This is a genomic window from Levilactobacillus wangkuiensis, assembly GCF_016861605.1.
GTDB lineage: Bacteria > Bacillota > Bacilli > Lactobacillales > Lactobacillaceae > Levilactobacillus > Levilactobacillus wangkuiensis.
In genome coordinates this window covers 20,544-44,906 of the sequence record NZ_BOLM01000020.1, presented here as the reverse complement: position 1 = coordinate 44,906, position 24,363 = coordinate 20,544, and the positions used below count along the sequence as shown (strand labels likewise).

Sequence of the window (24,363 nt, the reverse complement as noted above, 5' to 3'; positions counted from 1 at the left end):
GGAAATAAGGCACGAAACCAAAGTTCGGTTTCGTGCCTTATTTTTGTTCTACAGAGGCTAGTTATGTCACAGCCTCTGGTATTCAGCGAGGATTAGTCTTCTTGAACGTCGACAAACCAAGCTGCATCAGTATCGCTACCGTTTAAAGCATCGAAATCGTTGGCCAAAGCATCGTTAACGGCCGTCACCTTACCGGAAACGGGACTAGGAATGTCAGAAACCGCCTTGTCAGCTTCAACGCTCAACAGGTTTTCACCCTTCTTAACGTCGTCGCCAACATCTGGTAACTTGGCAAACTTGATCGTGCCTAATTCGTCTTGACCCTCGGTGGTTAAACCGATCCGAGTGCCGTCGTTAACTGCTTTCGTCCAGAAGTACTTTACCATTTCACTCATGAAAATAATCTCCTTCTACTTAAACGATTCGTTACGACTAAACATGTAACTCTTATAATGATAACGCATTGACATGATTAAGCCAATACCTATGAGGTTCCCGATCAACGCGGATCCCCCTTGGCTGACGAATGGCAATGGAATACCGGTCAGTGGTAACAGCCCGATGCTCATCCCAATGTTTTCAAACACGTGGAACAGGATCATCATGATGACCCCGGTCGAGATGTAAGCGTAGAACACGTTTTTGGTATCGAACGTGACCCGAATCATTTGGTAGATCAACAGGAAGTAGAGGAAAATTAAGATACAACCGCCGATGAACCCGAAGTTTTCCCCAATCACTGAGAAAATCATATCGGATTCACGCACGGGCACGTACACGTGTGACACGTTGAAGCCCGTCCCGGTAAGGCCCCCGGAACCGATGGCCTTCATACTCTGCCACAACTGATACCCGTTATTGGAGGTATCTTGTGAGGGATGCAACCAGGTGTCGACCCGAGAGAATTGGTAGGCCTGGAAACCGACCTTTTCCAAAATCTTCCGCCCACCATCGGTTGTGACCAGCGCTAACGCGGTCCCCCCGACAACGGCAATCGCGCCAAAGGCTGGAGCAATGATTTTCCAAGTGATTCCGGAAACCAGGATGACCCCACCCACAATGGCGAAGAACACCAGCATGGTCCCAAAGTCATTTTGCAATTTCAACAGTAAGGCCACTGGCAATGTCCAGAGAATCAGCTTGCCAATCAGGACCCAGTCGGTACGCACCGTGTGAATCGGGTTGGCATTGTTGTGCTCCGTCACGACCCGTGCCAGCATCAAAATGAACGCTGGCTTCATGACTTCGGAGGGCTGGAAGGTCAGCGACCCAATCGCAAACCAACTCCGGGCACCCGTGTTGATGTAGTAAGCCCGACTGTAGAAGACCAACACCGCCAGCAGCAGGAAAATTCCCAAGCCGTATAAGAGAGGCGCTACTTTCCACAGTTGCTCCGAATCAAATTGCATGATGATAATGATGGCGACCGACCCAATCACGTACCAAGCCAATTGGGACACCACCGCAGAGGTAATACTGGTGGCGCTACTATCGTGGGTCGCCGCTACGTAGATCGAAGCGACACCGATCAACGCCAACATGAGGACACAGAAGATAATGCCCCAGTCGATACGTGATTCCGTCTCGCCCCGTTTTTCTGTCGCATTCTTTGCCACAATGATTGCTCCTTAATTCAAACTAGGTTTTGATTTCAATTATAAAGGCCGAAGTGAAATTCGACGTTTCACTCCGGCCAACTTTACCAAAATTTATTAACCGCGGTGCAGGTGGTAGTCCTTTAATAGCAACTCGACACCCTCATCGACGGATTTAACGCGGTAAACGTCCCCGTCGTTCAGTTGGGCTTCTAGCCGGTCTTCCACTGGGGTTACCGTGCCGATAGTCTCGTCGCCAATCTTCAGCACGGACATGGTGCCACCGTCTGGGAGCTTTTGCTCATCAATGGTTACCTGTACAGATTTTTCTCGTTTGCTCATGCCAACTCTCCTTTATTTGCTGAGGGATTCTGGGTGTTCCTCATCTAACTTCATGGCTTGGCGGTAGGCTTTTTCAGCCGCCACATTGCGTTTCAGCGTGAAATGGTCCGGCACCGGATCGACGCCACCCCGTACGAACGGATGACAGCGTAAAATTCGGGCAATGCCCATCAGACCGCCCTTCAGCGCGCCGTGTTTGGCCAAGGCCTGCAACATATAATTCGAACACGTCGGGTAATACCGACAGCTCGGCGGAAACAGCGGTGAAATCCACCGTTGGTAACCGCGCACGAGCCAAGTTAGAATGTGGCGCAACGCCAGGCCCCCTTTGCTTTAAGCGTAATTAGTTATTTTCTTTAGCCGTCTTGGTGTCCATGTGTTCCAGGAGCACACCAGCACCCTTGGCCACGTTATCCAGTGGGTCTTCGGAAATGATGACGGGAACCGTCAATCGTTCGGAGAAGAGCTTGTCGATGCCGTCTAACAAGGCACCCCCACCAGTCAACATGATACCGCGGTCGATGATGTCAGCAGCCAATTCTGGGGGTGTCGTTTCCAACACGGCCATGGCAGCGGACACGATTTGTTCGATTGAATCATGAATCGCGATTTCCACTTCGGCGGCGTTAATGGTCGTCGTGGTTGGCATCCCACTCACGGAGTCTCGGCCACGAACTTCCATGGTCTTTTCTTCGTTACCGGGTTCTGGATAAGCTGTCCCAATCTTGATCTTGATGGTTTCAGCGGTCCGCTCCCCAATAATCAGGTTGTGGTTATGCTTCAGGTAGTTCACGATTTCCGTGTTCATCCGGTCACCAGCGACCCGAATGGAGCGGCTAGCTACGATGTCACCCAGGGAAAGGATGGCAATATCACTGGTCCCACCACCCATGTCGATCACCATGTTACCGCTAGGCTTGAAGATATCCATGCCGGCACCCAAGGCCGCCACTTTAGGTTCTTCTTCCAAATAAACCTTGGCACCACCGGATTTTTCGGCAGCCTGAATGATGGCCTTCCGTTCAATCTCGGTAATGTTGGTTGGGGCACAGATCATGATGTTAGGCTTGGATAAGAAGCCCTTTACACTTAATTTATTGATGAAATAGGAGAGCATGGCTTCGGTAATGTCGAAATCAGAAATGACCCCATCCTTCAACGGACGAATCGCCCGGATATTACCAGGTGTCCGACCCACCATCCGGTAGGCTTCGGAGCCCACTGCTAATACCTTGTCAGTCTTCGTGTCGATTGCTACGACTGATGGTTCATTTAATACGATTCCTTTGCCGACCACGTAGATTAAAACGTTCGCCGTACCTAGGTCAATGCCAATGTCTTTCGCCATACTTATGCGTCCTCCTGAATTTTAATGCCAATTTTCAACATTTCATTATACCATAAACCGCGTGAACTCTAAACGGTTTCTCAAAATATCACGGGTGTTCCCCGTCCCCTGGCCGTTAAAAAACTGACGACCTAGCTTCAAGGATAACAAAAGGGTGGCATCACTGCCACCCCTGATAATTGCTAGTTATTCACGTGCGAGTTCTTTAAGACCACCGCGTCAGTGTCATCGACAGTGACCCGCTTGACCTCAGCACCCAACGCCGTCAACTTCTTGTGGAAGTCGTAGTAACCCCGGTCCAGGTACTTCAGGTTCGTGACCTGCGTGTACCCGTCGGCAACTAAACCGGCCAGGACTAAGGCTGCGGCCGCCCGTAAATCAGTGGCCGCCACTTCGGCGCCGTTGAAATCGGTTGGCCCGTGCATCACAACGGTCCGCCCATTCACTTGGTAATTAGCGTTCATCCGCCGTAACTCTTCCAGGTGCATAAAACGGTTTTCAAAGACCGTTTCAGTCATCGTACTCGTGCCTTCAGCGGCCAACTGCAAGATGGTCATCTGCGGTTGCATATCCGTTGGAAAGCCCGGGTAAGGCAAGGTCTTGACGTCCGTTGGTTGGAGCTTATCTGGCCCAATAACCCGAATACCAGCGGGTTCTTCAGTCACTTGCACACCCATTTCTTGTAATTTAGAAATCAAAGGCTTGTTATGTTCCACGATACCGTCTTGAATCAAGACGTTCCCGTGTGTTAACGCAGCACCCACCATGAACGTGCCGGCTTCGATGCGGTCCTGAACCACACTGTGTTCGGTCCCATGCATCTTCTTAACGCCGTCGATCCGTAACGTTTCGGTCCCGGCACCACGGACGTGCGCACCCATCTTGTTCAGGATGTTAGCAAGGTCCACGATTTCCGGTTCACGGGCAACGTTATCGATCACAGTCGTGCCTTCAGCCAAGCAGGCCGCCATCAGAATGTTCTGCGTGGCACCTACACTTGGGAAATCTAAGTAGATATGCGTTCCCTTGAGGTGGTCGGCAAAGGCTTCAACGTACCCATCGTGTTGTTCGATGCGGGCACCCAGCGCCTCCATGCCTTTCAAATGCAGATCGATTGGTCGGGTCCCAATGGCACAGCCACCAGGCAGCGCCACTTTGGCATGACCCAAGCGGGCCAACAGTGGCCCCATCACAACGATTGATGCCCGCATCTTGGAGACGTATTCAAACGGCGCCTCACTAGAAACTTGCTTCGTTGCATCAATCGTGACTTCTCGTTTGGCTTCATCAAAATCGACGCCTAAATTCAAGAAGCGTAAGACTTTATTCATCGTATAGACATCAGACAAAACCGGAACATTTGCTAAATGAGTGCGTCCATCTTCGGCCAGAATAGATGCTGCCAGGATTGGCAATACAGCATTCTTGGCCCCTTCAATGTGGACCACACCAGTTAAGCGGTTCCCACCATGAACGATAATTTTTTCCATGGGATACCTCCAGAGATTTTTATGGGTCTACCGTAACAGATAGCCCAGGTTACGAACGTTATCGATGAAGTCCAAAAAGAATGAGCTACACCCGAAGCCAATGGCAACGGACAGCATCACGATCAAGACCCGTGACTGCCGAGGATAGAACGTCATTAATCGTTCAATGTGTAACGCAGAGATTGCCCAAAATGCAATCCCAATAAAAAACAAATGACTAATGATCGTTAAGATTCCCTGTAACCCAATGAGTGACATTCCCTCAATCCCTTCTAAACATTCTCACTAACTATAGCATAAATTTTCGGACTTGTCCCCGAGATTCCTATAAAATCGGCGTTTGTAATATTACAATTTTTTTATTTGACCAATTAAACTGAACAAACTATTGGTTAAATCATCGGATAAACCGTTAAACCGCCAATTTACTTTGCCAACTGAAAACGCGTCTAGCCACGCCGTACATACCTTAAACCACTTGTGATTTGCACAACCTTTCACAACAAAATCAATCCCGAAATAACTTGGTGAAGGCCCACAGCTAAAACCGAAAAAGTGTCGACCAAAAAGCTGCCTGCAATTTTCATTGGCTAGTCGTTGAAAATTGACGCTCATGCCCAAAATAAGACCAATTAGCACAGGTATCACCCATTTTTTCTTGTGCTACCAATTTTACTTCGCGACTGAAAACGAATTTTCAGGTAAACACAGAATCCCGCCAGAAAGTCCCCGCCTTTCTCGGCTATGGCGTCTCACCCCTACTAATCATCAGGCAATCAAAGATTAATTATTCTCCACGCAGACAAAATATAAAATCATCATGGGAGGAAAATTGACAACCATCCAGCACCAGCAAATCTGAAATCACCCACTCAGTGTTAGTAAACCCAGCACACAAAAGACTAATCCAACGACCATTTTCTTTGACGGACTATGCACAATCAAACCAACATTAGGAACACTAAACAACAGTCGTAACTTTCTCTCCCACGACGACAACTAAACCATGAACTAACCGTGACGATTTTTCCTACACCATGTGAGCGACCAGAGGCGGCTCAAGGTACTCAGCTGTGTCGATGGCATTAGCCGAGGTTTCTCACTCAGCTTAGGGCATGGGACGACCTGGGGAACTTGCGCCCTTTGCGAGGTTTCCAGGCGAGATGGAAGACCGCCCCTCAGGCTGGAATCGTGCCCCACAGCAGAGCACCTTGAAGCTGCCGCCGGGAGCGCAGTCGTGCCCCACAGCAGCGGTAGCGAAGATTGCCGCCGGGAGCGCAAACCAAAGCGCAAAAAAAAAACGGCCATCGCCAAGGGCGATGGACCGTTCAAACAAGAATTTGTTTAAGAGTTTAGTGCTTAGCGACGTTGATCCGGTTAACAGCTCGACGCAATGCTACTTCAGCCCGTGCAAGGGAGTCAGCATCATGCGCGGCGTGGGCCTTTTCAATCGTTGCTTGAGCACGTTTACGAGCACTTTCAGCCCGATTGACGTCAATATCGTCTTGACGTTCCGCACTGTCTGCAACAATGGTCGCCACGTTGTCAGAGAATTCCAAGAAACCACCGTTAACGGCAATTTTATCTTCGTTTTCACCTAACTTGATCCGCGTCTCATCGACTTCCAAAGAAGCGATGAGCGGCACGTGGTTATACATAATCCCAAGTTCACCAATCGTGGTCTTCACAACTAATAAGTCGCTCTTACCTTCGTAAACTTGGCCATCAGGGGTAACGATACTAACAGATAACACTGATTGATTATCAGCCAATTAGAATCCCTCCCTAATTGTTGGCAACGGCGTCATTCATTTGCTTAGCCTTGGCCACAGCATCTTCGATAGGACCACAGTTCCGGAAAGCATCTTCTGGAAGGTCGTCGTACTTACCATCGAGGATATCCTTGAAACTCCGGATCGTGTCATCGAGCTTGACGTACTTCCCTTCCATACCCGTAAACTGTGAAGCCACGGAGAATGGTTGTGACAGGAAGAATTGAATCCGCCGAGCACGGTTAACAATCGTTTGTTCTTCATCGGATAATTCATCCATCCCTAAGATAGAGATGATATCTTGCAATTCATGGTACCGTTGCAAGACATGTTGAACTTCCGTCGCCACGTCGTAGTGCGCTTGGCCGATGATTTCAGGGGCCAAAGCAGTTGACGTTGAAGCCAATGGGTCCACGGCTGGGTAAATCCCTTGTTGGGTCAAAGACCGTTCCAAGTTGGTCGTAGCATCCAAATGGGCGAAAGTCGTGGCAGGAGCAGGGTCGGTATAGTCATCGGCAGGCACGTAAACGGCTTGGATAGAGGTGATAGACCCCTTCTTCGTCGACGTGATCCGTTCCTGTAACTGACCCATTTCAGTAGCCAACGTTGGTTGGTAACCAACGGCTGAAGGAATCCGACCCAAGAGGGCAGAAACTTCAGAACCGGCTTGCGTGAACCGGAAAATGTTATCGATGAACAACAGAACGTCTTGGCCCTTAACATCACGGAAGTATTCCGCAATCGTTAAACCAGTCAAGGCAACCCGCATCCGGGCACCAGGAGGTTCGTTCATTTGACCATAGACCATGGCCGTTTGCTTCAGAACCCCGGAGCCTTTCATTTCCCAGTACATATCGTTACCTTCACGGGTCCGTTCACCAACACCGGTGAAGACGGAAATCCCGTTATGGCCTTGGGCAATGTTATGAATTAATTCTTGAATTAAAACGGTCTTACCAACACCGGCACCACCGAACAACCCAATCTTCCCACCACGAACGTAAGGTTCGAGCAAGTCGATAACTTTGATACCCGTTTCCAGGATTTCAGTTGAAGGGTTTAATTCGTCATACTTAGGTGCATCACGGTGAATTGGCATCCGTTCTGCGTCTGGTCCAAATTCGGCACCGCCGTCAATTGGATTTCCGAGAACGTTGAACACCCGACCCAGTGTGTCGTCACCGACAGGAACAGAAATAGAAGCACCAGTGTTTTCTACTTCCAGTCCCCGACGAAGACCATCGGTACCGTCCATGGCAATGGTCCGCATAACCCCGTCACCTAATTCCAAGGCAACTTCGGTTACAAGGACACTACCATCATCTTTTTTGATGTTTAGGGCAGTGTTGATGTCAGGTAATTCATCATTCAACGGGAATTCAACGTCGACAACAGGTCCGATAACTTGAACAATTTTACCAGCACTCATTATTCGTTAATTCCTCCCGTCATTAATTATTTAAGGCTTCCTGACCACCGGTAATTTCGGTGATTTCAGTCGTGATCTGTGCTTGACGTGCACGGTTGTAGTGCAGTTGCAGCGTCGCGATTAAATCATCGGCATTATCAGTAGCAGACTGCATCGCATTGGTACTTGATGCATGTTCGGCCGTCTTTGCGTCCAAGATCGCACCATAAACCAAGCTTTCCGCGTATTGCGGTAACACAACTTGGAGCACAGCTTCATCAGAAGGCTCCGTGTCGTATTCAGCCGTTAAGGGCGATGCTTGCGTATCGTTTGCCGCATCAGTCGTCATTGTTTCCTTGTCGACTGGCAACATCTTCTCAGCCCGGAAACGAGATGAGATTCGGTTAACAAAATGGTTGTAGCACACGAAGAGTTCATCGAACACTTCGTTGTTAAACATCGTGGTTACGGTCTTCACAATTTCCCGAACTTCATTGAATTCAGGCACATCGCTGACCCCACGATATTCATAGGCCACGTTAACGCCCCGGTGCCGATAGAAATCAGCACCCGTACCGCCGACGGCTAAAATCATGTAGTCGTCTTGATTAGGCGTCCGTTCTTTAATGAACGCATTGGCATCCCGTAAGACGCTGCTATTGTAGCTTCCCACCATACCACGATCGGAGGTGATCACCAAATATGCGGTTTTCTTTACTGGACGGTTCGACTGTAGGCTACTTGAGGAATTATCCAACAGATGAGACTGCGAAAGATGCATGACGACAGCCTTAACCTTAGAAACATAGTCTTGGTAGCCGACTGCTTGTTTCTGAATCTTATTTAACTTCGCCGTCGAAACCATGTGCATCGCCGCCGTAATTTGACGGGTCGCTTTCGTGGAATTAATTCGACGTTGAACGTCATGAATTGATTCAGCCATTATTTCTCACCATCCTTCCTTCAAGTATCTTAATTAGCCGAGTCGTCGGCCTTGGCAGTTGGTTGGAAAGTCGTATCGAATTCAGCAATGGCCTTTTCCAGGGAGTCGCCTTCTGGCAAGTTCCCAGTCGTGGTAATTGTGTCTTCGAGATCTTGATGGCTGGCGTCCATGTAATCAAACAACTCGTTTTGGTAACGTAAAACGTCCTCAACTTCGAGCTTGTCCAAATGACCATGTGTCAAAGCAAACAAGATAATAACTTCCTTAGCAACAGGAACGGATTCGTGTAAGCCTTGCTTTAAGACTTCAACGGTCCGGGCCCCACGTGCTAACCGCGCTTGGGTAGCGGCATCCAAATCAGAACCGAATTGTGCGAAGGATTCCAGTTCACGGTAGGCAGATAAGTCCAACCGTAAAGTCCCGGCAACCTTCTTCATCGCTTTGATTTGAGCGTCCCCACCAACCCGGGAAACAGAAGTCCCGGCATCCATGGCTGGCCGAACACCTGAATAGAAGGAATCACTGTTCAGGAAGATTTGACCATCGGTGATGGAAATAACGTTGGTTGGAATGTAAGCAGAAACGTCACCGGCCTTGGTTTCAATGACAGGTAAGGCCGTCATTGAACCGCCACCAAGTTTATCGTTTAACTTAGCTGCCCGTTCCAATAAACGAGAGTGGGTGTAGAAAATGTCACCAGGGTAAGCTTCACGACCTGGCGCACGCCGCAGAATCAGAGAAAGTTCACGGTAAGCATCGGCTTGCTTGGTTAAATCATCATAGACGATCAACACATGCTTGCCGTTGTTCATGAACTCTTCACCCATAGCTGCACCGGCATATGGTGCCACGTACAGCATTGGGGCTGGTTCAGATGGTGCAGCGGTTACGACGATGGTGTAGTCCATGGCGCCAAATTTCTCCAGCGTAGCCACTTGTGCACGAACCGTCGAAGCCTTCTGACCAATAGCGACATAAATACAAATCATGTCTTGGCCCTTTTGGTTAATGATCGTGTCGATAGCGATGGAGGACTTCCCAGTCTTCCGGTCACCAATGATCAATTCCCGTTGGCCACGTCCAATTGGAACTAAGGCATCAATGGCCTTGATCCCGGTTTGCAGAGGTTCGCTAACCCCTTGCCGGTCCATAACCCCTGGTGCTTTATGTTCAATTGGTCGGGTCTTATCCGTGGAAATGTCCCCTTTACCGTCAATTGGTTGACCTAATGGGTTAACAACCCGGCCAATCAGTTGATCGCCAACGGGAACTTCCATGATTCGGCCAGTCCGCTTAACCGTATCGCCTTCAGTGATTCCAGTGAAATCACCCAAGATAACAATACCAACGTCACTGGCTTCGAGGTTTTGGACCATTCCATAAACCCCGTTGTCAAACAACAGTAACTCACCTTGCAAAGCGTTGTTCAGACCGTGGGCCCGAGCGACACCATCACCAACGTAAGTAACCGTACCAGTTTCTTCAACTGAGATTTCATCCTTATAGCTTTCTAATTGTTGTTTAATTAGAGCACTGATTTCCTCAGCTTTAATGCTCATGAAAGTTTCACCTCTTTATCACCGAATTCGTTATGCTAGCAGTTGCTGCCGTAAACGATTAATTTTAGTTCGTAAGCTACCGTCAAGAACCGTATCAGCAGATTTAATCACGACGCCACCAATAACGGCGGGATCAATCTTACTGCTCAAGATCACCTTGTCAGCCCCTACGCGCTTGGCGTAGACGGATTGAATCTGTGACTTCTGATCAGCCGTTAATTCGACTGCCGTCGTCACTTCAGCATAGACCGTGTTGTGGGCCTCATCATACAGCTTTTGGAAAGCGTCGATGATATCGACTAAGTTTTCCATCCGACCATAGTCGTAAGCCATCTGAATCAGGTTCTTGATGTACGGTGAAGCCTGGTCCAACAATGGTTGAATCAAGGCTTGACGTTCAGCAACCTGCAGGCTAGCGTCTGAGAGCATCGTGCTCAACTGTGGGTTGTCCTGGAAGATACGCCGAAGTTCTTCGATCTCTGTGTAGCCTGACTCCAGTTGGTCTTTTTCGGACAACAATTCAAATAATGCTTTGGAGTAGCGCTTTGCTACCGTTGCCCTATTAAGACTCATGTTGCTTCCCCAACCCTTCGATATAAGAATCAATTAATGCCTTTTGGTCGTCACCTTTTAATTCTCGTTGAATGATCTTGGAAGCAATCTCAATAGATAAATCCGCCACATCGTTCCGGGCATTGGACAAAGCGTCTTGACGCTCTTGTTCGATATCCTTTTGGGCATTTTGCTTCATTGTTTGAACATCCGCTTGCGCAGCCGTGACAATTTGTTCGCGTTGTTGTTGACCATTGGTCTTCGCATCGTTTACAATCGTTTGCGCCTCTGAACGAGAATTTGCTAAGGCTGCTTGGCGTTGTTGTACCAAGTCAGCGGCATCGTTACGGGATTGTTCAGCTGAGTCAATATCATTACTGATCTTGTCAGCCCGATCCTGCATCATCTTCGTCACTGGACCCCAAGCAAAAATCTTAATGATCCACATCAAAAGTAAGAACGTAACAATGTAGAAAAGTGAATCTCCAAAATAAAGCGCCTGACCAATCACTAAATGTGAGAGCATCTATTGACACCTCCTTTTGCTATCAGATAATTACAATTTTTACCGGTTGTTCGTTGTGATTGTGACTACTTGTTCATAACCATCAAAGCAACAACGAAGGAAATGATAGGCATGGCTTCAACCAGCCCAACACCAATAAACATGTTCGTCCGTAATTGACCTGATAATTCTGGTTGACGAACCATACCTTCAAGCATCTTTGAAATAACGATACCGTCACCGATACCACCACCAACGGCGGCACCAAACATAGCAATACCAGCTGCAATAGCTCCCATAATCTGTGTTTCCTCCTTAAATTAGATAAAACTTATTCCTCGACTTCAAGCTTTTGAGAAATATAAACTGATGACAACGTAACGAAGACGAACGCTTGGATAGCCCCTAAGAAAGCAGAGAACCCTTGCCAAGCCATTTCAATTGGTACCGCAACCACCATCGTTGCAATACCGTGTGAAGCTGCCAGATCCCAGATTACCCCTAATAGCATTTCACCAGAGAAGATAACCCCGAAAATACGGAGACCCAACGTCAGGAAGTTCGTGAATTCCTCAAAAATACTGATAGGAAGCCAGAACACGAAAGGTTTCAGGTAGTTTGTGAAGTGTCGCTTGTATCCTAATTTCCAAACACCTGCGAATTGCGCAACCATCATGGTCATCAACGAGAACGTCAATGTCGCAATTGGGTCAGACGTTGGACTACGAACGATTGTCGCACCCCCACGCGTTGCCACTTGGATGAATAATCCCAATTCGTTAGACAGGAAGAGGAAGAAGAATAACGTGAATCCCCACAAGCCAAACTTACCGACATCGTCGGCTGGAATGGACCCCTTCAAAATTCCATTGGTAAAATCAATCAACCATTCCAAGAAGTTTTGCCCTTTGGATGGCTTCATGGCCAATTTTCTAGAACAGAAAAAAACAACTGCAACGATCAGCGCAAAAACAATAAGGCCGGATACAACGTTGGCAGTGCTAAATGTCAGCCCCAAAAATTGGAAGGTCGAAACTGGATCACCATTCACCGAATATCACCTCTTTTCCACACTATATGAACGCATTTCCTCAGCTAAATCCCTCGACAAAGCCGGGTATCTCGCAAGAAACGCGGAATAGTGAACGAAGCGAGCGCTCCATTCAAATACACTGGAAATGATACCACCAATTCAGATAAAAGACAAAACAATTTTTCATACTCTGAACATTCATGTGAAATGAGCTGGAGTTCAGACTATAAAAGGATTGATATCGGTTTCACCGTGTAGTTGCGTGCGCACTCGCCAAGATAAAAAAATTTCTGGTTAGACCATTTTTCGCCCACAACTATTTACCAATCAGTCGCTTCAGCGGACCGACTGGATCTAGTCGTTAAATGACTCACCAAATAAACAATTTTATCACCGTTCTACTATATATGAAGGCTCAACTTGTCGCTGAGCCTTCACAAACTGATGGACATCGTGTTCAGAGCAGTTGTGGGGCTTAACTGACGCTTTTAACCAGTTTCTTCCATAATGGTAGGTGTTACGGGTGAAATCGCTTAGTGACGTTCTAAGGGCTATTGGCGTGTGGGCTGTTGACGCTTATTTTAGACTGCTTATTTTCTGAGATGGACCCGTCTTGCTGTAGCCAGTGAAACGTGGCCTACATGCTGGGGACTTACCCTAGCTAAAAAATAGTTCAAGATAGTTCACTTACGACTGCTTTAGAGCGTTAATCTAGTTCTCCACGCTTACTATCCTCGACCCTGGCCTCTTCCGAAACGTGCTACACGAGCCAGACGCCTGCGCTTAACCCAGCTAAGAAAATAACCCAAGCCCAGGGTTATTCTCTTAGCTACGTTAATGCTCAGCGTCTAAGCGGCTCGTTCCGCACTCTTTTCAAACAAATAAGAGACTCAGCCCAAAAGGCCGAATCTCTTTGACGTTTACTTCGTTCCAAACAGGCGGTCACCGGCATCGCCGAGACCTGGGACAATATAGCCATCTTCGTTCAGGTGATCATCCAACGCTGCAGCATAGATATCAACGTCTGGGTGAGCTTCACGTAAGGCTTTGACCCCTTCTGGTGCGGAAACTAAGCACACGAACTTCATGTTCTTAGGATCGGCGCCACGCTTTTCCAATGCTTCAATTGCCATCATGGCTGAGCCACCAGTTGCTAACATCGGATCAACGATGAAGATTTGCCGTTGATTGATGTCAGAAGGCATCTTGAAGAAGTATTCATGAGGCTGCAGGGTGTCTTCGTCACGGTACATCCCGATGTGACCAACCTTAGCAGCTGGAATCAATTCCAAAATTCCATCAACCATACCGATACCGGCACGTAAGATTGGAACAATGGCAACTTTCTTTCCTGAAAGTTCCTTGGCAGTCATCTTGCCCATTGGTGTCTCGATTTCTTTATCCTTCAATGGCATGTCGCGTGACACTTCGTACGCCATTAAGGTCGAGATCTCGTTGACAACCTCCCGAAAGCTGCGGGTACCGCAGTCCTTGTTCCGGATAATTGTCAGTTTGTGTTGAATCAACGGGTGGTCAAGTACTTGAAACTTTCCCATGAATGAGCGCTCCTTTATGATTTCTTACAATTGTACCATGGATTTCCGCTACCAAAACGCCTAATTTGTAATGAAAACGTTTTTATTGCAATTTTTTTAGTCTAAAACTGATAACGGGTGGGCACTGGTCAATGCGTGAACTTTTTCGCGCACATCCTGCAGGCTGGCTTCATCGTCTGGATGTAAAACCGTCTGGACAATCAAACGGGCCACCTCGCGGCATTCGTCGGCGTTAAACCCACGGGTCGTCACGGCTGGCGTCCCTAACCGAATGCCAGAAGTCTTGAACGGACTGAGTTTTTCGTTAGGAATGGCTTCCTTGTTGGTGGTGATCATGACACTATCCAACAATTCTTGGGCCTGCTTCCCATTCAGCGTGGTTGCTGAGAGGTCCAGGGTCATCAAATGGTTGTCCGTCCCCCCAGAAACAACGCGCACGGTTGGAGCCTTGCTGAACTCATCGGCCATGGCATGGGCATTTTCGATGATTTGCTTGCCGTAATCGGTAAAGTCTGGTTGGAGGTCTTCAAAGAACGCCGCGGCCTTCCCGGCAATCACGTGTTCCAGTGGACCACCCTGAGTTCCAGGGAAAACGGCGGAATTGATGCGCTTGGCATTTTCGGCTTGAGACAAGATCAGTCCCCCACGAGGGCCACGTAAGGTCTTGTGCGTCGTGGTCGTCACCACATCGGCAATCCCCACGGGACTTGGGTGCAGGCCAGCGGCGACTAACCCGGCAATGTGGGCCATATCAACTATCAGGTAAGCGCCGACTTCATCCGCAATTTCACGGAAGGCGTTCCAGTCAATGATGCGGGAATAAGCTGAGGCCCCGGCCACAATCATCTGTGGCTTGACCTCCTTGGCTAGGTCACGAATCATATCGTAGTCCAGGAGTTCGGTCTCTGGATTGAGGGCATAACTATAGGCGTTGTAAATCTTTCCAGAGAAGTTGACCTTGGCGCCGTGCGTCAAGTGGCCCCCGGCATCCAGGCCCATCCCCAGAATGGTGTCGCCAGGCTTTAGGAAGGCCGCATAGACGGCTTGGTTGGCCTGGGAACCAGAATGTGGCTGCACGTTAGCGTATTCGGCATTAAACAACTTCTTCGCACGGTCAATGGCTAATTGTTCGACAACATCGATGTACTGCGTGCCACCGTAGTAACGCTTGCCCGGATAACCTTCGGCGTACTTGTTGGTCAACACGGAACCTTGCGCCGTCCGGACGGCCTCACTCACGATGTTTTCGGAAGCAATCAACTCAATGGTATCTTCTTGACGTTCTTCTTCCTTCGCAATGGCGCCCCATAATTCTGGATCTTTTTCTTTAAAATTCAATGGCGTTCCCTCCTGAACTGTGATTATTTTTATTCTACCAAACTTTGACCGCCAGCGGGACTACTTCGCACTATTTATTATTTTATAACGCGTCGTTCTGCCCACTGGCAAGCGTGACCTGACTAACGACCTCATTTGCCCGCAACGCCCCACTCATCAGCGTAAGCTCTCCCCGCTCAGGAAACAACTACGCGCTCCTGGTTTTGATAGCCGCCCAACTAACTTAGAAAAGTGCACAAAAAAGGCTCGAAACGTTTACCGCGTCTCGAGCCAAGCTATTAATCAAAATTTATTTTTCAAAGTGTTGTTGCCCGGCCGACTTGTTCAACCGGTTCATGTAGGCCGCACCCAATCCTTCGGCCGCGAAGCCTTGGGCCAAGATGCCGGTCACGGGTGATTCCAAATCGTAGTGCCGCAGTCCCGCAAACAAGCGGTGGCTGGCACTGGCCATGTCGGCGCCCAACGAAAAGGCCTCGGTGTTGGCTGGTAACGTTTCGTTGGCCAACGTGTGGTCAAGGGCCATAACGCCAATCGTCCCTGTCTGTTGTGCGGCCCAGGCCAAAGCAGCTGGCCAATCGGCTTCGTCATCCACGATGGTGACCTGTGCGTTTGGCGCGTAATGCTTGTACTTCATCCCTGGGGCCTTGGGAATCTCACCCTTGCCGACCTTGTGATGGTTGGATTGCACCGTCCCGATGACGGCTTCCAACTGTTCCTCGGTCACACCACCCGGCCGCAAAATGGTTGGAATGTCCGTAGACATGTCCAGCACGGTCGATTCAACCCCGACCTTGGTTGGGCCGTCGTCGAGGATGCCGGCAATCTTACCATTCAAGTCGTGGTAGACGTGCTTGGCTAAGGTTGGACTGGGCTTGCCTGACGTGTTGGCAGAGGGTCCCACCAACGGCACGCCGGCGGACTTGATCAGGTCTAGCGTGACCTGGTTCGCAGGATTCCGAAAGGCGGCCGTATTCAAGCCACCCGTAACGGCCTTGGACAAGGCCCCGGGTTGGAGCTTAAAGATCAACGTCAGTGGACCGGGCCAAAAGGCTTTGATCAAGGCCTCAGCCTTATCTGACAGTGGTTCGGCGTATTTTTTGACCGTGTCTTCACCGGTCACGTGCACGATCAGGGGGTTGTCACTCGGACGTCCCTTGGCGATGTAAACCTGCTTAACCGCTGCCTCATTGGTGGCATCGGCTCCTAGACCATAGACGGTTTCCGTGGGGAAGGCCACTAGTTGTCCTGCCCGAATTGCGGCCGCGGCCTCATCAATTTCGTTTGGTTGAAAAATCTTTGTTTCCATACTGATTTCTACGCTCCCATCCTAAATTCACAATTGCACGCGCACCATCCGGTCATGACCGTTGATATCCGCCTTAATGGTTACCGTGGCTTGCGGGTAGGCCGCCGTGAAGATTGCCTTGACGGCCGGTCCCTGTTGATAGCCAATCTCTGCGAACAACTGGCCGTGAGGCACCAAAAAGTCCCCGATACTAGCCGCAAATCGCCGGTAAAAGGCCAAGCCGTGGTCCGCCGCAAATAACGCCCCTTGGGGTTCAAAGCGTTTCACGGACTCATCCATTTCTGGTAATTCCGTGTGGTCGATGTAGGGCGGGTTTGACACGATGACGTCAAACCGTTGCCCACTGACCGGCGCTAACAGGTCGCCCACCGCAAACGTTACGGGGGTGGCCAGCGCCTGCGCATTGGCCCGGGCAACTTCGACCGCCGCGGCGGAAATGTCCGTCGCCGTCACGGTCCAGTCGGGCTGCTCGGCCTTTAGTGACACTGCAATGGCGCCGCTGCCGGTGCCCACATCTAACAGACTAATGGGTGTCGTCACGGATGCTAAAATCCATTCGACCAGCTCCTCCGTCTCCTGGCGGGGAATCAGTGTGGCCGCAGTCACCTGAAACTCCCGGCCAAAGAACGGTGCGTGGCCTAACACGTACTGGGCTGGTTCACCCGCACACACGCGGTCCACCTGCGCCTGATACATCGCTAGGAACGCTGGAGTGGCCGATTCACGATAGTGTTGGACCAGTTCGGTAAAGGACCAGCCTTGCCCCTCTTGTAGTAAATACTGGGCAACGCTGGTCGCTTGGCCGGCCGCCGCTAACTGTTGCTCGGCAGCCCGTAACGCCATCAAAATGGTGGTCGTTTTAGCCATTATTCTTTAAATTTTCAAGCTTGGCAGCCTGATCGGACAGAATCAGGGCATCAATGATGTCATCCAATTCCCCGTTCATCACGCGGTCTAACTTGTTTAACGTCAAGCCAATCCGGTGATCAGTTACCCGGTTTTGGGGGTAATTGTAGGTCCGGATCCGTTCGGAACGATCCCCGGTCCCCACGGCTGACTTCCGTTCGGCGTTGTAGGCGTCTTCTTCTTGGGTCTTGTAGTAATCGTAGACCCGAGCCCGTAAGATGGTCATGGCCTTGGCTCGGTTTTGTTGTTGTGACCGTTCGTCTTGCATGGCAACCACGATACCAGTTGGCAAGTGGGTCATCCGCACGGCGGAAGAGGTCTTGTTAATGTGTTGGCCACCGGCACCAGATGACCGGTACACGTCGGTCCGAATATCCTTCGGGTCGATATCGATGTCCACGTCTTCTTCTTCAGGCATGACCCCGACCGTGGCGGTACTGGTGTGGACCCGACCAGCAGATTCCGTGGCGGGTACCCGTTGAACTCGGTGCGCACCGTTTTCATACTTCAGCTTGGAATAAACCTTGTCACCGGTGATCATCAAAACGATTTCCTTGAACCCACCAACTTCAGTGGCGTTCTCGTCAACGATTTCAATCTTCCAGCCCTGGCGTTCGGCGTACTTGGAGTACATGCTGAAAAGGTCGGCCGCAAATAAACTGGCTTCGTCCCCACCAGCGGCCCCGTGGATTTCCATGATGATGTTCTTGTCATCGTTAGGGTCCTTAGGCAACAGTAAGACTTTGATGTCGTCTTCCAGTTGTTCCTTTTGCGTGGTCAGGTCCTTCAATTCTTCCTTGACCATGGCATCCATGTCATCGTCGAGCTTTTCGCGTAACATTTCATCGTCATCGGCGATTTGTTGGGTCACGTCTTGGTATTGGTGGTACTTGTCCACCGTTTCCCGCAGTTCCCCTTCTTCTTTGGAAAGCTTCATAAATTTTTGCGTATCGGCAATGACTTCAGGGTCACTGATCAATTCGTTCAGCTCGTCGTAGCGGTCGGCCACGGCTTGGAGCTTGTCAAACATTTCATCCATTCGATATTAACCTCGTTTCAAATTAGCGTGCGCGTTTAATTGGTGCTGTTGACAGGTTGTTTTAAAAGGCTATTGTTGCCTTACCAATGTCATGTGAGAAACTCACATCGACCAACACCATTTCATTTTAAATTAATTTACCGGTCACTTCTCGACCAGAACTTACAGTGTACCATAGCTAGCGGTCACTGTAACGGGTTAGTGCCGACCAGGCCGCTACTTTGGCCGAGACTTCCCAATCTGATCCAATGGCGGATTAAAGTAGTGGCGCCGGCAAACGGGGTAATAGGCCTCGTTGCCACCGATTTGGACCTGTTCGCCCTCGTAGACCGGCTTGTTGTCGTGGAATCGCAAGTTCATGATGGCCTTCTTGGTACAGAACCAGCAGATGGTCTTCATTTCCTCAATCTTGTCCGCGTACAGCAAGAGGTACTTAGAGCCCTCAAACAGTTCGTTGCGGAAATCATTTTTCAGTCCAAACGTCATCACGGGAATGTGCAGCTCATCCACGACCTTGGCCAATTGGAACACGTGGTCCTTGGTCATGAACTGAGCCTCGTCGATCAGCACGCAGTCCGCCTGAGCATCCAAGCGTTGGATTTCATCGTACAGGTTCATGTCTTTATAAATTGGGTGCGCCGTGCGCTTTAACCCAATGCGGCTAGCAACTTGGCCCACCCCGTCACGCGTGTCCAAACCGCTGGTCATAATGATGACCCGCTTGCCTTGTTCCTCATAGTTATGGGCGACCTTCAAGATTTCAATGGTCTTCCCGCTATTCATTGCGCCGTACCGAAAAAATAGCTGCGCCACGTTACTCCCACCTTTTTGACAGTTTCTATCTATTATAGCCGATTCCTCTAGAAAATTAAACAGTCGTTGTCAACGCCTCCGGGATGATGAAAATGGGACCGGAACGCGGTGGGCGGACACCCAGAGCCAAAGAACGGTCTCTGGGATGCTTTGAGCCGGAGCCCACGTCTCAAAGACACCAATCCCCTAACCGGTAAAGCCCACCGCTAAGGGGATTCCCACGGCTGGGCCCATTTTCCTCATCCCTCCGGCTAACGTTAGTTTATTTTCTAGGGGACGTCCCACCCTTTGTCATTCACCGTTCCCGACGGCGGATTCAAAGCACCCTGCTGTGAAGCCGGTTCCAGCCTGTGAAGCGGTCTTCCAGCTCGACTTTGAGCCCCCAGACCGGTCTCAAAGGTCGTCCCGTGCTCTAGGTTGGGAAAGCCCCCCCAACCAAGACCACCGACACAGCTGTCCGCTTTGATCCGCCTCTGGTCACTAAGACTGACCACGAATTAAACCATCCACTCGGGGCGACACGCTGTTTAAATTTACGTAAGGTTACTCCCTCACATTCTAGTGTCACACGCAAGTAACAAGTCCTACCAGAATGTGACCAGCACACCCAGCACTCGAGTTGACCGCTCTCAACTAACTTAGTGTCGACCCACAACCTAGAGCCGGAGGAAGCCAGGGCGGAGACGGCTGTGTCGGTGGCGTTAGACCGAGTGGGCTTTCTCGGCCTTACACCACGGGTCGACTTTGAAACCTCGCGACCCTCAGCGAGGTTTCAAAGCGAGGTGGAGGACCGCTCCTCAGGCCGGAACCGTGCCCCACAGCAGGCGCAGCCCTGGAAGCCGCAGGCGGCAAATCACCAGCAACCCCAATCACTAAACCAACAAAAACTGAGCGGCTAACCTCAAGTGTTCCTTGCGTTTTGGGAAAGATGGGGCGTTGGACTCCCCTAAACGCCTAAAAAATGCTAAAATTAAGGCTTGAATATTCAGGAAACCGACATTAAAAAAATCTTGTCGCGATTAAGGAGCGAATTGCATGTCATTCAGAAGCGGCGTTGCCACCTTCGCGGGGAAATCCTCTTACTGGTTTCTCCACACGTTTCTACACGGGGGAAGTTCCCTCCCCGGAAAAATTACGTTAAAGCTCGACCCCAACATTTTACGCACGTTAGGCGCCAAGTATGACGTTATTGTCATCACGGGAACTAACGGGAAGACGTTAACGACGGCGTTGACCGTCTCCGTTTTGCACGAAAAGTATCCGTCTATTCTGACGAACCCCACCGGGTCCAACATGGAACAAGGAATCGTCACGACCTTCTTAAACGCCAAGAACCCCAAGACTGGCCGGCCTTTAGCCGTGCTGGAAGTCGACGAGGCGAACGTCATCAAGGTCACGCAATATATTGAGCCTAAAGCCTTTGTCTTCACCAATATTTTCCGGGACCAAATGGACCGCTACGGTGAAATTTACACCACCTACCAAAAGATTTTGGATGGCGTGGCGCTGGCACCGAACGCAACCATTATTGCCAACGGCGATTCTCCCATTTTTCATTCCAAGGAGTTACCGAACCCGATTGAATATTACGGTTTCGATGACCAGCCCGACACCGACATGAAGGCCAAGCCCAACACGGATGGCGTGCTGTGCCCCAATTGTGAGCACATCTTGCACTACCACTCCCTGACCTACAGTAACCAAGGCAAGTATTTCTGCCCGAACTGTGGATTCTCCCGGCCAGAGCTGACCTACCGCCTGACCAAGTTGGGGGAACAAACGCCGACCTCTTCTAAATTTGAAATCGACGGTCACCCCTTCAAGATTCAAGTCGGTGGGACCTATAACATCTACAACGCGCTGGCCGCCTACGCTGTGGGCCGCTTCATGGGCGTCACCCCCATTCAAATCAGCAATGCGTTCAACGCCAACCAACAGGTCTTCGGCCGCCAAGAGGTCATCGACGTCGATGGCAAGCGGGTCACGATTATCCTGGTTAAAAACCCCGTGGGGCTGGACCAAGTGCTCCACATGATTGGCACCGACACGCATCCGTTTTCCCTAGTTGGCTTGTTAAATGCCAACTACGCCGATGGCATCGACACCAGTTGGATCTGGGACGGCGACTTTGAACAGCTGGCCGACCGCGACATTCCGACGGTGATTACCGGTGGTGAGCGCTACAAGGACATCACGTTCCGGCTGAAGGTCGCGGGTATTCCTGACGACCGGCACATTGTGGAACCGAATTTGGAAAAAGTGGTCGATGAGATTAAGAAGGTCTCGACCGACCGTGTCTACGTGTTGGCGACCTACACCGCCATGCTGCAAATGCGCAAGATTTTGGCCGATAAAGGCTACGTCAAGGAGGGACTCGGACTATGAGCTACGAACTAAACGTCGCCCACCTGTACGGCGACCTGATGAACACTTACGGTGACGTCGGGAACATTCTGGCGTTGAACTACTATGCCAAGCAAATGGACGTTAGCTTAAACGTTAAGGTCGTCAGCCTGGAAGAAGACTTCAAGTCGGCCGACTACGACCTCGCCTTCTTCGGCGGTGGCCAAGACTTTGAGCAGACCATCGTTTCGCAAGATATCCAAACGAAAAAGGCTGAGCTGACGAAATTTATCGAATCAGACGGTCCCCTGTTGGCCATCTGTGGCGGGTTCCAGCTGCTCGGCCACTACTACATCGGCGCTGACGGCGAAAAGCTGCCCGGTATCGGGGCGCTGGACCACTACACGTTGGCTCAGGACCACAACCGGTTCATTGGCAACATCGTCATCAAGAACCAGGAAACTGGCGAGACCTACCACGGCTTCGAAAACCACCAAGGGTTAACCTATCTGGGGAAGGACGAGCGCCCACTGGGTAACGTCGTCTCCGGTAAGGGAAACAACGGTGAGGACGGCACGGAAGGCGCGATTTACAAGAACGTTTATTGCTCCTACTTCCATGGCCCGATTCTGACCCGGAACGGCGACATTGCTAAGCACCTGCTGGTCGCAGCGTTGCAACGGAAATATCCGGACGCTGACTTCAGTCAACAGGAAGCCTTACCAATTCCCGCAACTTTCTAACTGACTAAATAAAGCGTCCCACTAACATCTATGCAATCTGGATGTTGGTGGGACGCTATTTTTGTGGTTTAGTTCCGGACTCTATCTTGCAGAGTAGTCTCGGCTAATCCAGTTAAAACTGCCAACCACAATCAACGATACGACTAGCCTGAGTGACCAGAGGTGGATCAAGGTTTCCTGCTGTGTCGATGTTCTTGACTGAATTGCCCTTCCTCAGCCTAGAACATGGGCCGACCTGAGAGCCTTGCGTTCTTAAGCAAGGCTCCCAGGCGAGGTGGAAGACCGCCTCTCAGGCTGGAACCGTGCCCCACAGCAGGGAACCTTGAATCCACCGCCGGGAACGGATAAATCCTTCCGACATTTTCATTTAACGGCTAAAATCATGGGCGTTGTAACGGCTCTTCTCCGCCAAATACGTGCCAATTACCGCGTTGCGTTGGTCCAGGTACGGTTCGTTGGGCGCCACCGGATGGACCCGATTCGTCAGGAAAACCATGGCTTGTTTGGCCGCCTGGTCGATGACCAAATACGTTCCCGTGAAACCCGAATGCCAAATCACGCGGTGCGGTGTCGGCCATTGCGCTGCGGTCAGCGCCCAGCCTAAGGAACGACCGGCACGACCGTTGGGTGTCAGGTCATGGGCTAAATGGTTAACCAGTAGTGGTGGCAAGACCGCGGCGACCTTTTCCGGCTGAAAATAGGCCTGACAGAACCGGGCCAAATCATCCACCGTACTGAATAAGCCCGCCGACCCGCATCGCCGCTGCAACACGTAACCCTTGGGGTCGTGAACCTCACCGCGCACGAGTCCCCGTCCAACCGTTTGGGCCGTGGGAATGCAGGCCAACGGGTTGGCCGGTGTGAACGTGCTGTGGACCATGCCTAAAGGCGTCAGCACCCGACGTTGCGCGACCACCTGAATCGGGTCGCCGAGAATTTTTTCAACGATCCAGCCCAGAAAAATATAGTTCACGTCCGCGTACACCATCTTCCGATTAAAGGTGGGCCCAACGTGCAGCCCCAACAATCCGACCGTCAATTCTGGTGCGGCCAACTGATTTCGGTTAGGAATGTAGCCGGTGATACCCGAGGTGTGCGTCAACAGGTGTTGAATCGTGACCCGCGTATCCTGCCACTCGGGGAGATAGTCACTGACCCGGTCCACCAAACGTAGCCGGCCCTCCGCCAACAGTTGTAAAACCACGCTCAGGGTGCCAACCACTTTGGTCAACGAAGCCACGTCGTACAGCATGCCCGGCCGCAGTGGCTCGGGAGCGGGCACCAGCGCGGCTTGCCCGTACTGCCCCGTTTCCACCCGGTCGCCGTCAATCAGCGCAAAGCTGACCCCTGGCACCACTTTCTCCTGAACCAGCCGCTGTAGGGCCGCCTTCGTTTGCGTATACGTCATGGACCGCACCTCTCTCTTCTCTACTAGCCCCCATTGTACCCGTTTGGCTTTCGCCTTGGCAATCCAAGATTCGGTTAAGACTTGCGTAATCACTGAACAGGCATGGACGCTGTGCGCAACCCAAAATAAAAAGTGCCCCACCCAAATTGGACAGAGCACCGATAATTTCATTTAAAATTCAAATCGTACCTGACACCCACCAAGCAAGCAGCCAATGAACGCAACCACCCAACTTACGGGTTAGCCGTGTGTCAGCCGCAGGGCTGGAAAAACTGGGCCGGTCGTGGCAGTGACCAGAGGCGCGCCAAGGTGCCAGGAACGAACGCAACCAGGTCCTATCCTCAAAAAAGTGCCCCACCCAAAT

At 50.6% G+C, this 24,363-nt stretch carries 24 protein-coding genes; 2 read left to right on the top strand and 22 right to left on the bottom strand.

Going from position 1 to position 24,363, the window contains the following annotated elements:
- Positions 1-92: 92 nt before the first annotated feature.
- The 21 genes from JUF13_RS11945 to JUF13_RS11845 form a co-directional block, all read right to left on the bottom strand.
- On the bottom strand, positions 93-395 hold the full coding sequence (locus JUF13_RS11945) for a glycine cleavage system H family protein (RefSeq protein ID WP_203639857.1): 303 nt from the start codon (positions 393-395) through the stop codon (positions 93-95).
- Between the two features lie 15 nt (positions 396-410).
- Positions 411-1,616, bottom strand: coding sequence for an FtsW/RodA/SpoVE family cell cycle protein (locus tag JUF13_RS11940; RefSeq protein ID WP_203639856.1), 1,206 nt, complete (start codon positions 1,614-1,616; stop codon positions 411-413).
- A 96-nt stretch (positions 1,617-1,712) separates the two neighbouring features.
- The gene (locus tag JUF13_RS11935) at positions 1,713-1,937 is read right to left on the bottom strand and encodes a DUF2969 domain-containing protein (protein ID WP_125766032.1); all 225 of its coding nucleotides are present in this window, start codon (positions 1,935-1,937) and stop codon (positions 1,713-1,715) included.
- 12 nt (positions 1,938-1,949) lie between these two features.
- Positions 1,950-2,252: a membrane protein insertion efficiency factor YidD gene (gene yidD, locus JUF13_RS11930; RefSeq protein ID WP_203639855.1), complete on the bottom strand. Its 303-nt coding sequence runs from the start codon at positions 2,250-2,252 to the stop codon at positions 1,950-1,952.
- 28 nt (positions 2,253-2,280) lie between these two features.
- Positions 2,281-3,285 (bottom strand): rod shape-determining protein, encoded by a 1,005-nt coding sequence (locus JUF13_RS11925; RefSeq protein WP_203639854.1) that lies wholly within the window; start codon positions 3,283-3,285, stop codon positions 2,281-2,283.
- A 182-nt stretch (positions 3,286-3,467) separates the two neighbouring features.
- A complete protein-coding gene (gene murA, locus JUF13_RS11920; RefSeq protein ID WP_125766035.1) occupies positions 3,468-4,775 on the bottom strand; it encodes a UDP-N-acetylglucosamine 1-carboxyvinyltransferase in 1,308 nt (435 codons plus the stop codon).
- 27 nt (positions 4,776-4,802) lie between these two features.
- Positions 4,803-5,033 carry a DUF1146 family protein gene (locus JUF13_RS11915; protein ID WP_125766036.1) on the bottom strand — a complete coding sequence of 77 codons (231 nt, stop codon included), beginning with the start codon at positions 5,031-5,033 and terminating at the stop codon, positions 4,803-4,805.
- A gap of 1,094 nt (positions 5,034-6,127) precedes the next feature.
- The gene (locus JUF13_RS11910) at positions 6,128-6,547 is read right to left on the bottom strand and encodes a F0F1 ATP synthase subunit epsilon (protein ID WP_125766037.1); all 420 of its coding nucleotides are present in this window, start codon (positions 6,545-6,547) and stop codon (positions 6,128-6,130) included.
- 13 nt (positions 6,548-6,560) lie between these two features.
- The gene (gene atpD / locus JUF13_RS11905) at positions 6,561-7,976 is read right to left on the bottom strand and encodes a F0F1 ATP synthase subunit beta (protein ID WP_125766038.1); all 1,416 of its coding nucleotides are present in this window, start codon (positions 7,974-7,976) and stop codon (positions 6,561-6,563) included.
- 22 nt (positions 7,977-7,998) lie between these two features.
- Complete coding sequence (locus JUF13_RS11900) at positions 7,999-8,898, bottom strand: F0F1 ATP synthase subunit gamma (RefSeq protein ID WP_203639853.1); 900 nt, start codon at positions 8,896-8,898, stop codon at positions 7,999-8,001.
- Between the two features lie 29 nt (positions 8,899-8,927).
- A complete protein-coding gene (atpA, locus tag JUF13_RS11895; protein ID WP_203639852.1) occupies positions 8,928-10,457 on the bottom strand; it encodes a F0F1 ATP synthase subunit alpha in 1,530 nt (509 codons plus the stop codon).
- A 30-nt stretch (positions 10,458-10,487) separates the two neighbouring features.
- Positions 10,488-11,030, bottom strand: coding sequence for an ATP synthase F1 subunit delta (atpH, locus tag JUF13_RS11890; protein ID WP_203639851.1), 543 nt, complete (start codon positions 11,028-11,030; stop codon positions 10,488-10,490).
- A complete protein-coding gene (gene atpF, locus JUF13_RS11885) occupies positions 11,020-11,535 on the bottom strand; it encodes a F0F1 ATP synthase subunit B (protein WP_125766042.1) in 516 nt (171 codons plus the stop codon). The genes atpH and atpF overlap by 11 nt, the downstream gene beginning before the upstream one ends.
- Positions 11,536-11,600: 65 nt before the next feature.
- On the bottom strand, positions 11,601-11,813 hold the full coding sequence (atpE, locus tag JUF13_RS11880) for a F0F1 ATP synthase subunit C (RefSeq protein WP_125575374.1): 213 nt from the start codon (positions 11,811-11,813) through the stop codon (positions 11,601-11,603).
- Between the two features lie 32 nt (positions 11,814-11,845).
- Positions 11,846-12,565 (bottom strand): F0F1 ATP synthase subunit A, encoded by a 720-nt coding sequence (gene atpB / locus JUF13_RS11875; protein ID WP_125766043.1) that lies wholly within the window; start codon positions 12,563-12,565, stop codon positions 11,846-11,848.
- A 902-nt stretch (positions 12,566-13,467) separates the two neighbouring features.
- On the bottom strand, positions 13,468-14,103 hold the full coding sequence (gene upp, locus JUF13_RS11870) for a uracil phosphoribosyltransferase (RefSeq protein ID WP_203639850.1): 636 nt from the start codon (positions 14,101-14,103) through the stop codon (positions 13,468-13,470).
- 96 nt (positions 14,104-14,199) lie between these two features.
- Positions 14,200-15,441, bottom strand: a complete 1,242-nt coding sequence (gene glyA / locus JUF13_RS11865; protein WP_203639849.1) for a serine hydroxymethyltransferase — start codon at positions 15,439-15,441, stop codon at positions 14,200-14,202.
- Between the two features lie 289 nt (positions 15,442-15,730).
- The gene (locus JUF13_RS11860) at positions 15,731-16,747 is read right to left on the bottom strand and encodes an L-threonylcarbamoyladenylate synthase (RefSeq protein WP_203639848.1); all 1,017 of its coding nucleotides are present in this window, start codon (positions 16,745-16,747) and stop codon (positions 15,731-15,733) included.
- Positions 16,748-16,774: 27 nt separating this feature from the next.
- Positions 16,775-17,614 carry a peptide chain release factor N(5)-glutamine methyltransferase gene (gene prmC / locus JUF13_RS11855; protein WP_203639847.1) on the bottom strand — a complete coding sequence of 280 codons (840 nt, stop codon included), beginning with the start codon at positions 17,612-17,614 and terminating at the stop codon, positions 16,775-16,777.
- Complete coding sequence (gene prfA, locus JUF13_RS11850; protein ID WP_203639846.1) at positions 17,607-18,692, bottom strand: peptide chain release factor 1; 1,086 nt, start codon at positions 18,690-18,692, stop codon at positions 17,607-17,609. Before prfA ends, prmC begins: the two co-directional genes overlap by 8 nt.
- A gap of 216 nt (positions 18,693-18,908) precedes the next feature.
- Positions 18,909-19,505 (bottom strand): thymidine kinase, encoded by a 597-nt coding sequence (locus tag JUF13_RS11845; protein ID WP_125766049.1) that lies wholly within the window; start codon positions 19,503-19,505, stop codon positions 18,909-18,911.
- 1,035 nt (positions 19,506-20,540) lie between these two features.
- Between JUF13_RS11845 and JUF13_RS11840 the strand changes: the two genes are divergently transcribed.
- Positions 20,541-21,890, top strand: coding sequence for a Mur ligase family protein (locus JUF13_RS11840; protein ID WP_203639845.1), 1,350 nt, complete (start codon positions 20,541-20,543; stop codon positions 21,888-21,890).
- The gene (locus JUF13_RS11835) at positions 21,887-22,591 is read left to right on the top strand and encodes a type 1 glutamine amidotransferase (RefSeq protein ID WP_203639844.1); all 705 of its coding nucleotides are present in this window, start codon (positions 21,887-21,889) and stop codon (positions 22,589-22,591) included. The genes JUF13_RS11840 and JUF13_RS11835 overlap by 4 nt, the downstream gene beginning before the upstream one ends.
- A 367-nt stretch (positions 22,592-22,958) precedes the next feature.
- Here the strand turns inward: JUF13_RS11835 and JUF13_RS11830 are convergent, their stop codons facing one another.
- Positions 22,959-23,999, bottom strand: coding sequence for a serine hydrolase domain-containing protein (locus tag JUF13_RS11830; RefSeq protein WP_203639843.1), 1,041 nt, complete (start codon positions 23,997-23,999; stop codon positions 22,959-22,961).
- Between the last annotated feature and the right edge of the window lie 364 nt (positions 24,000-24,363).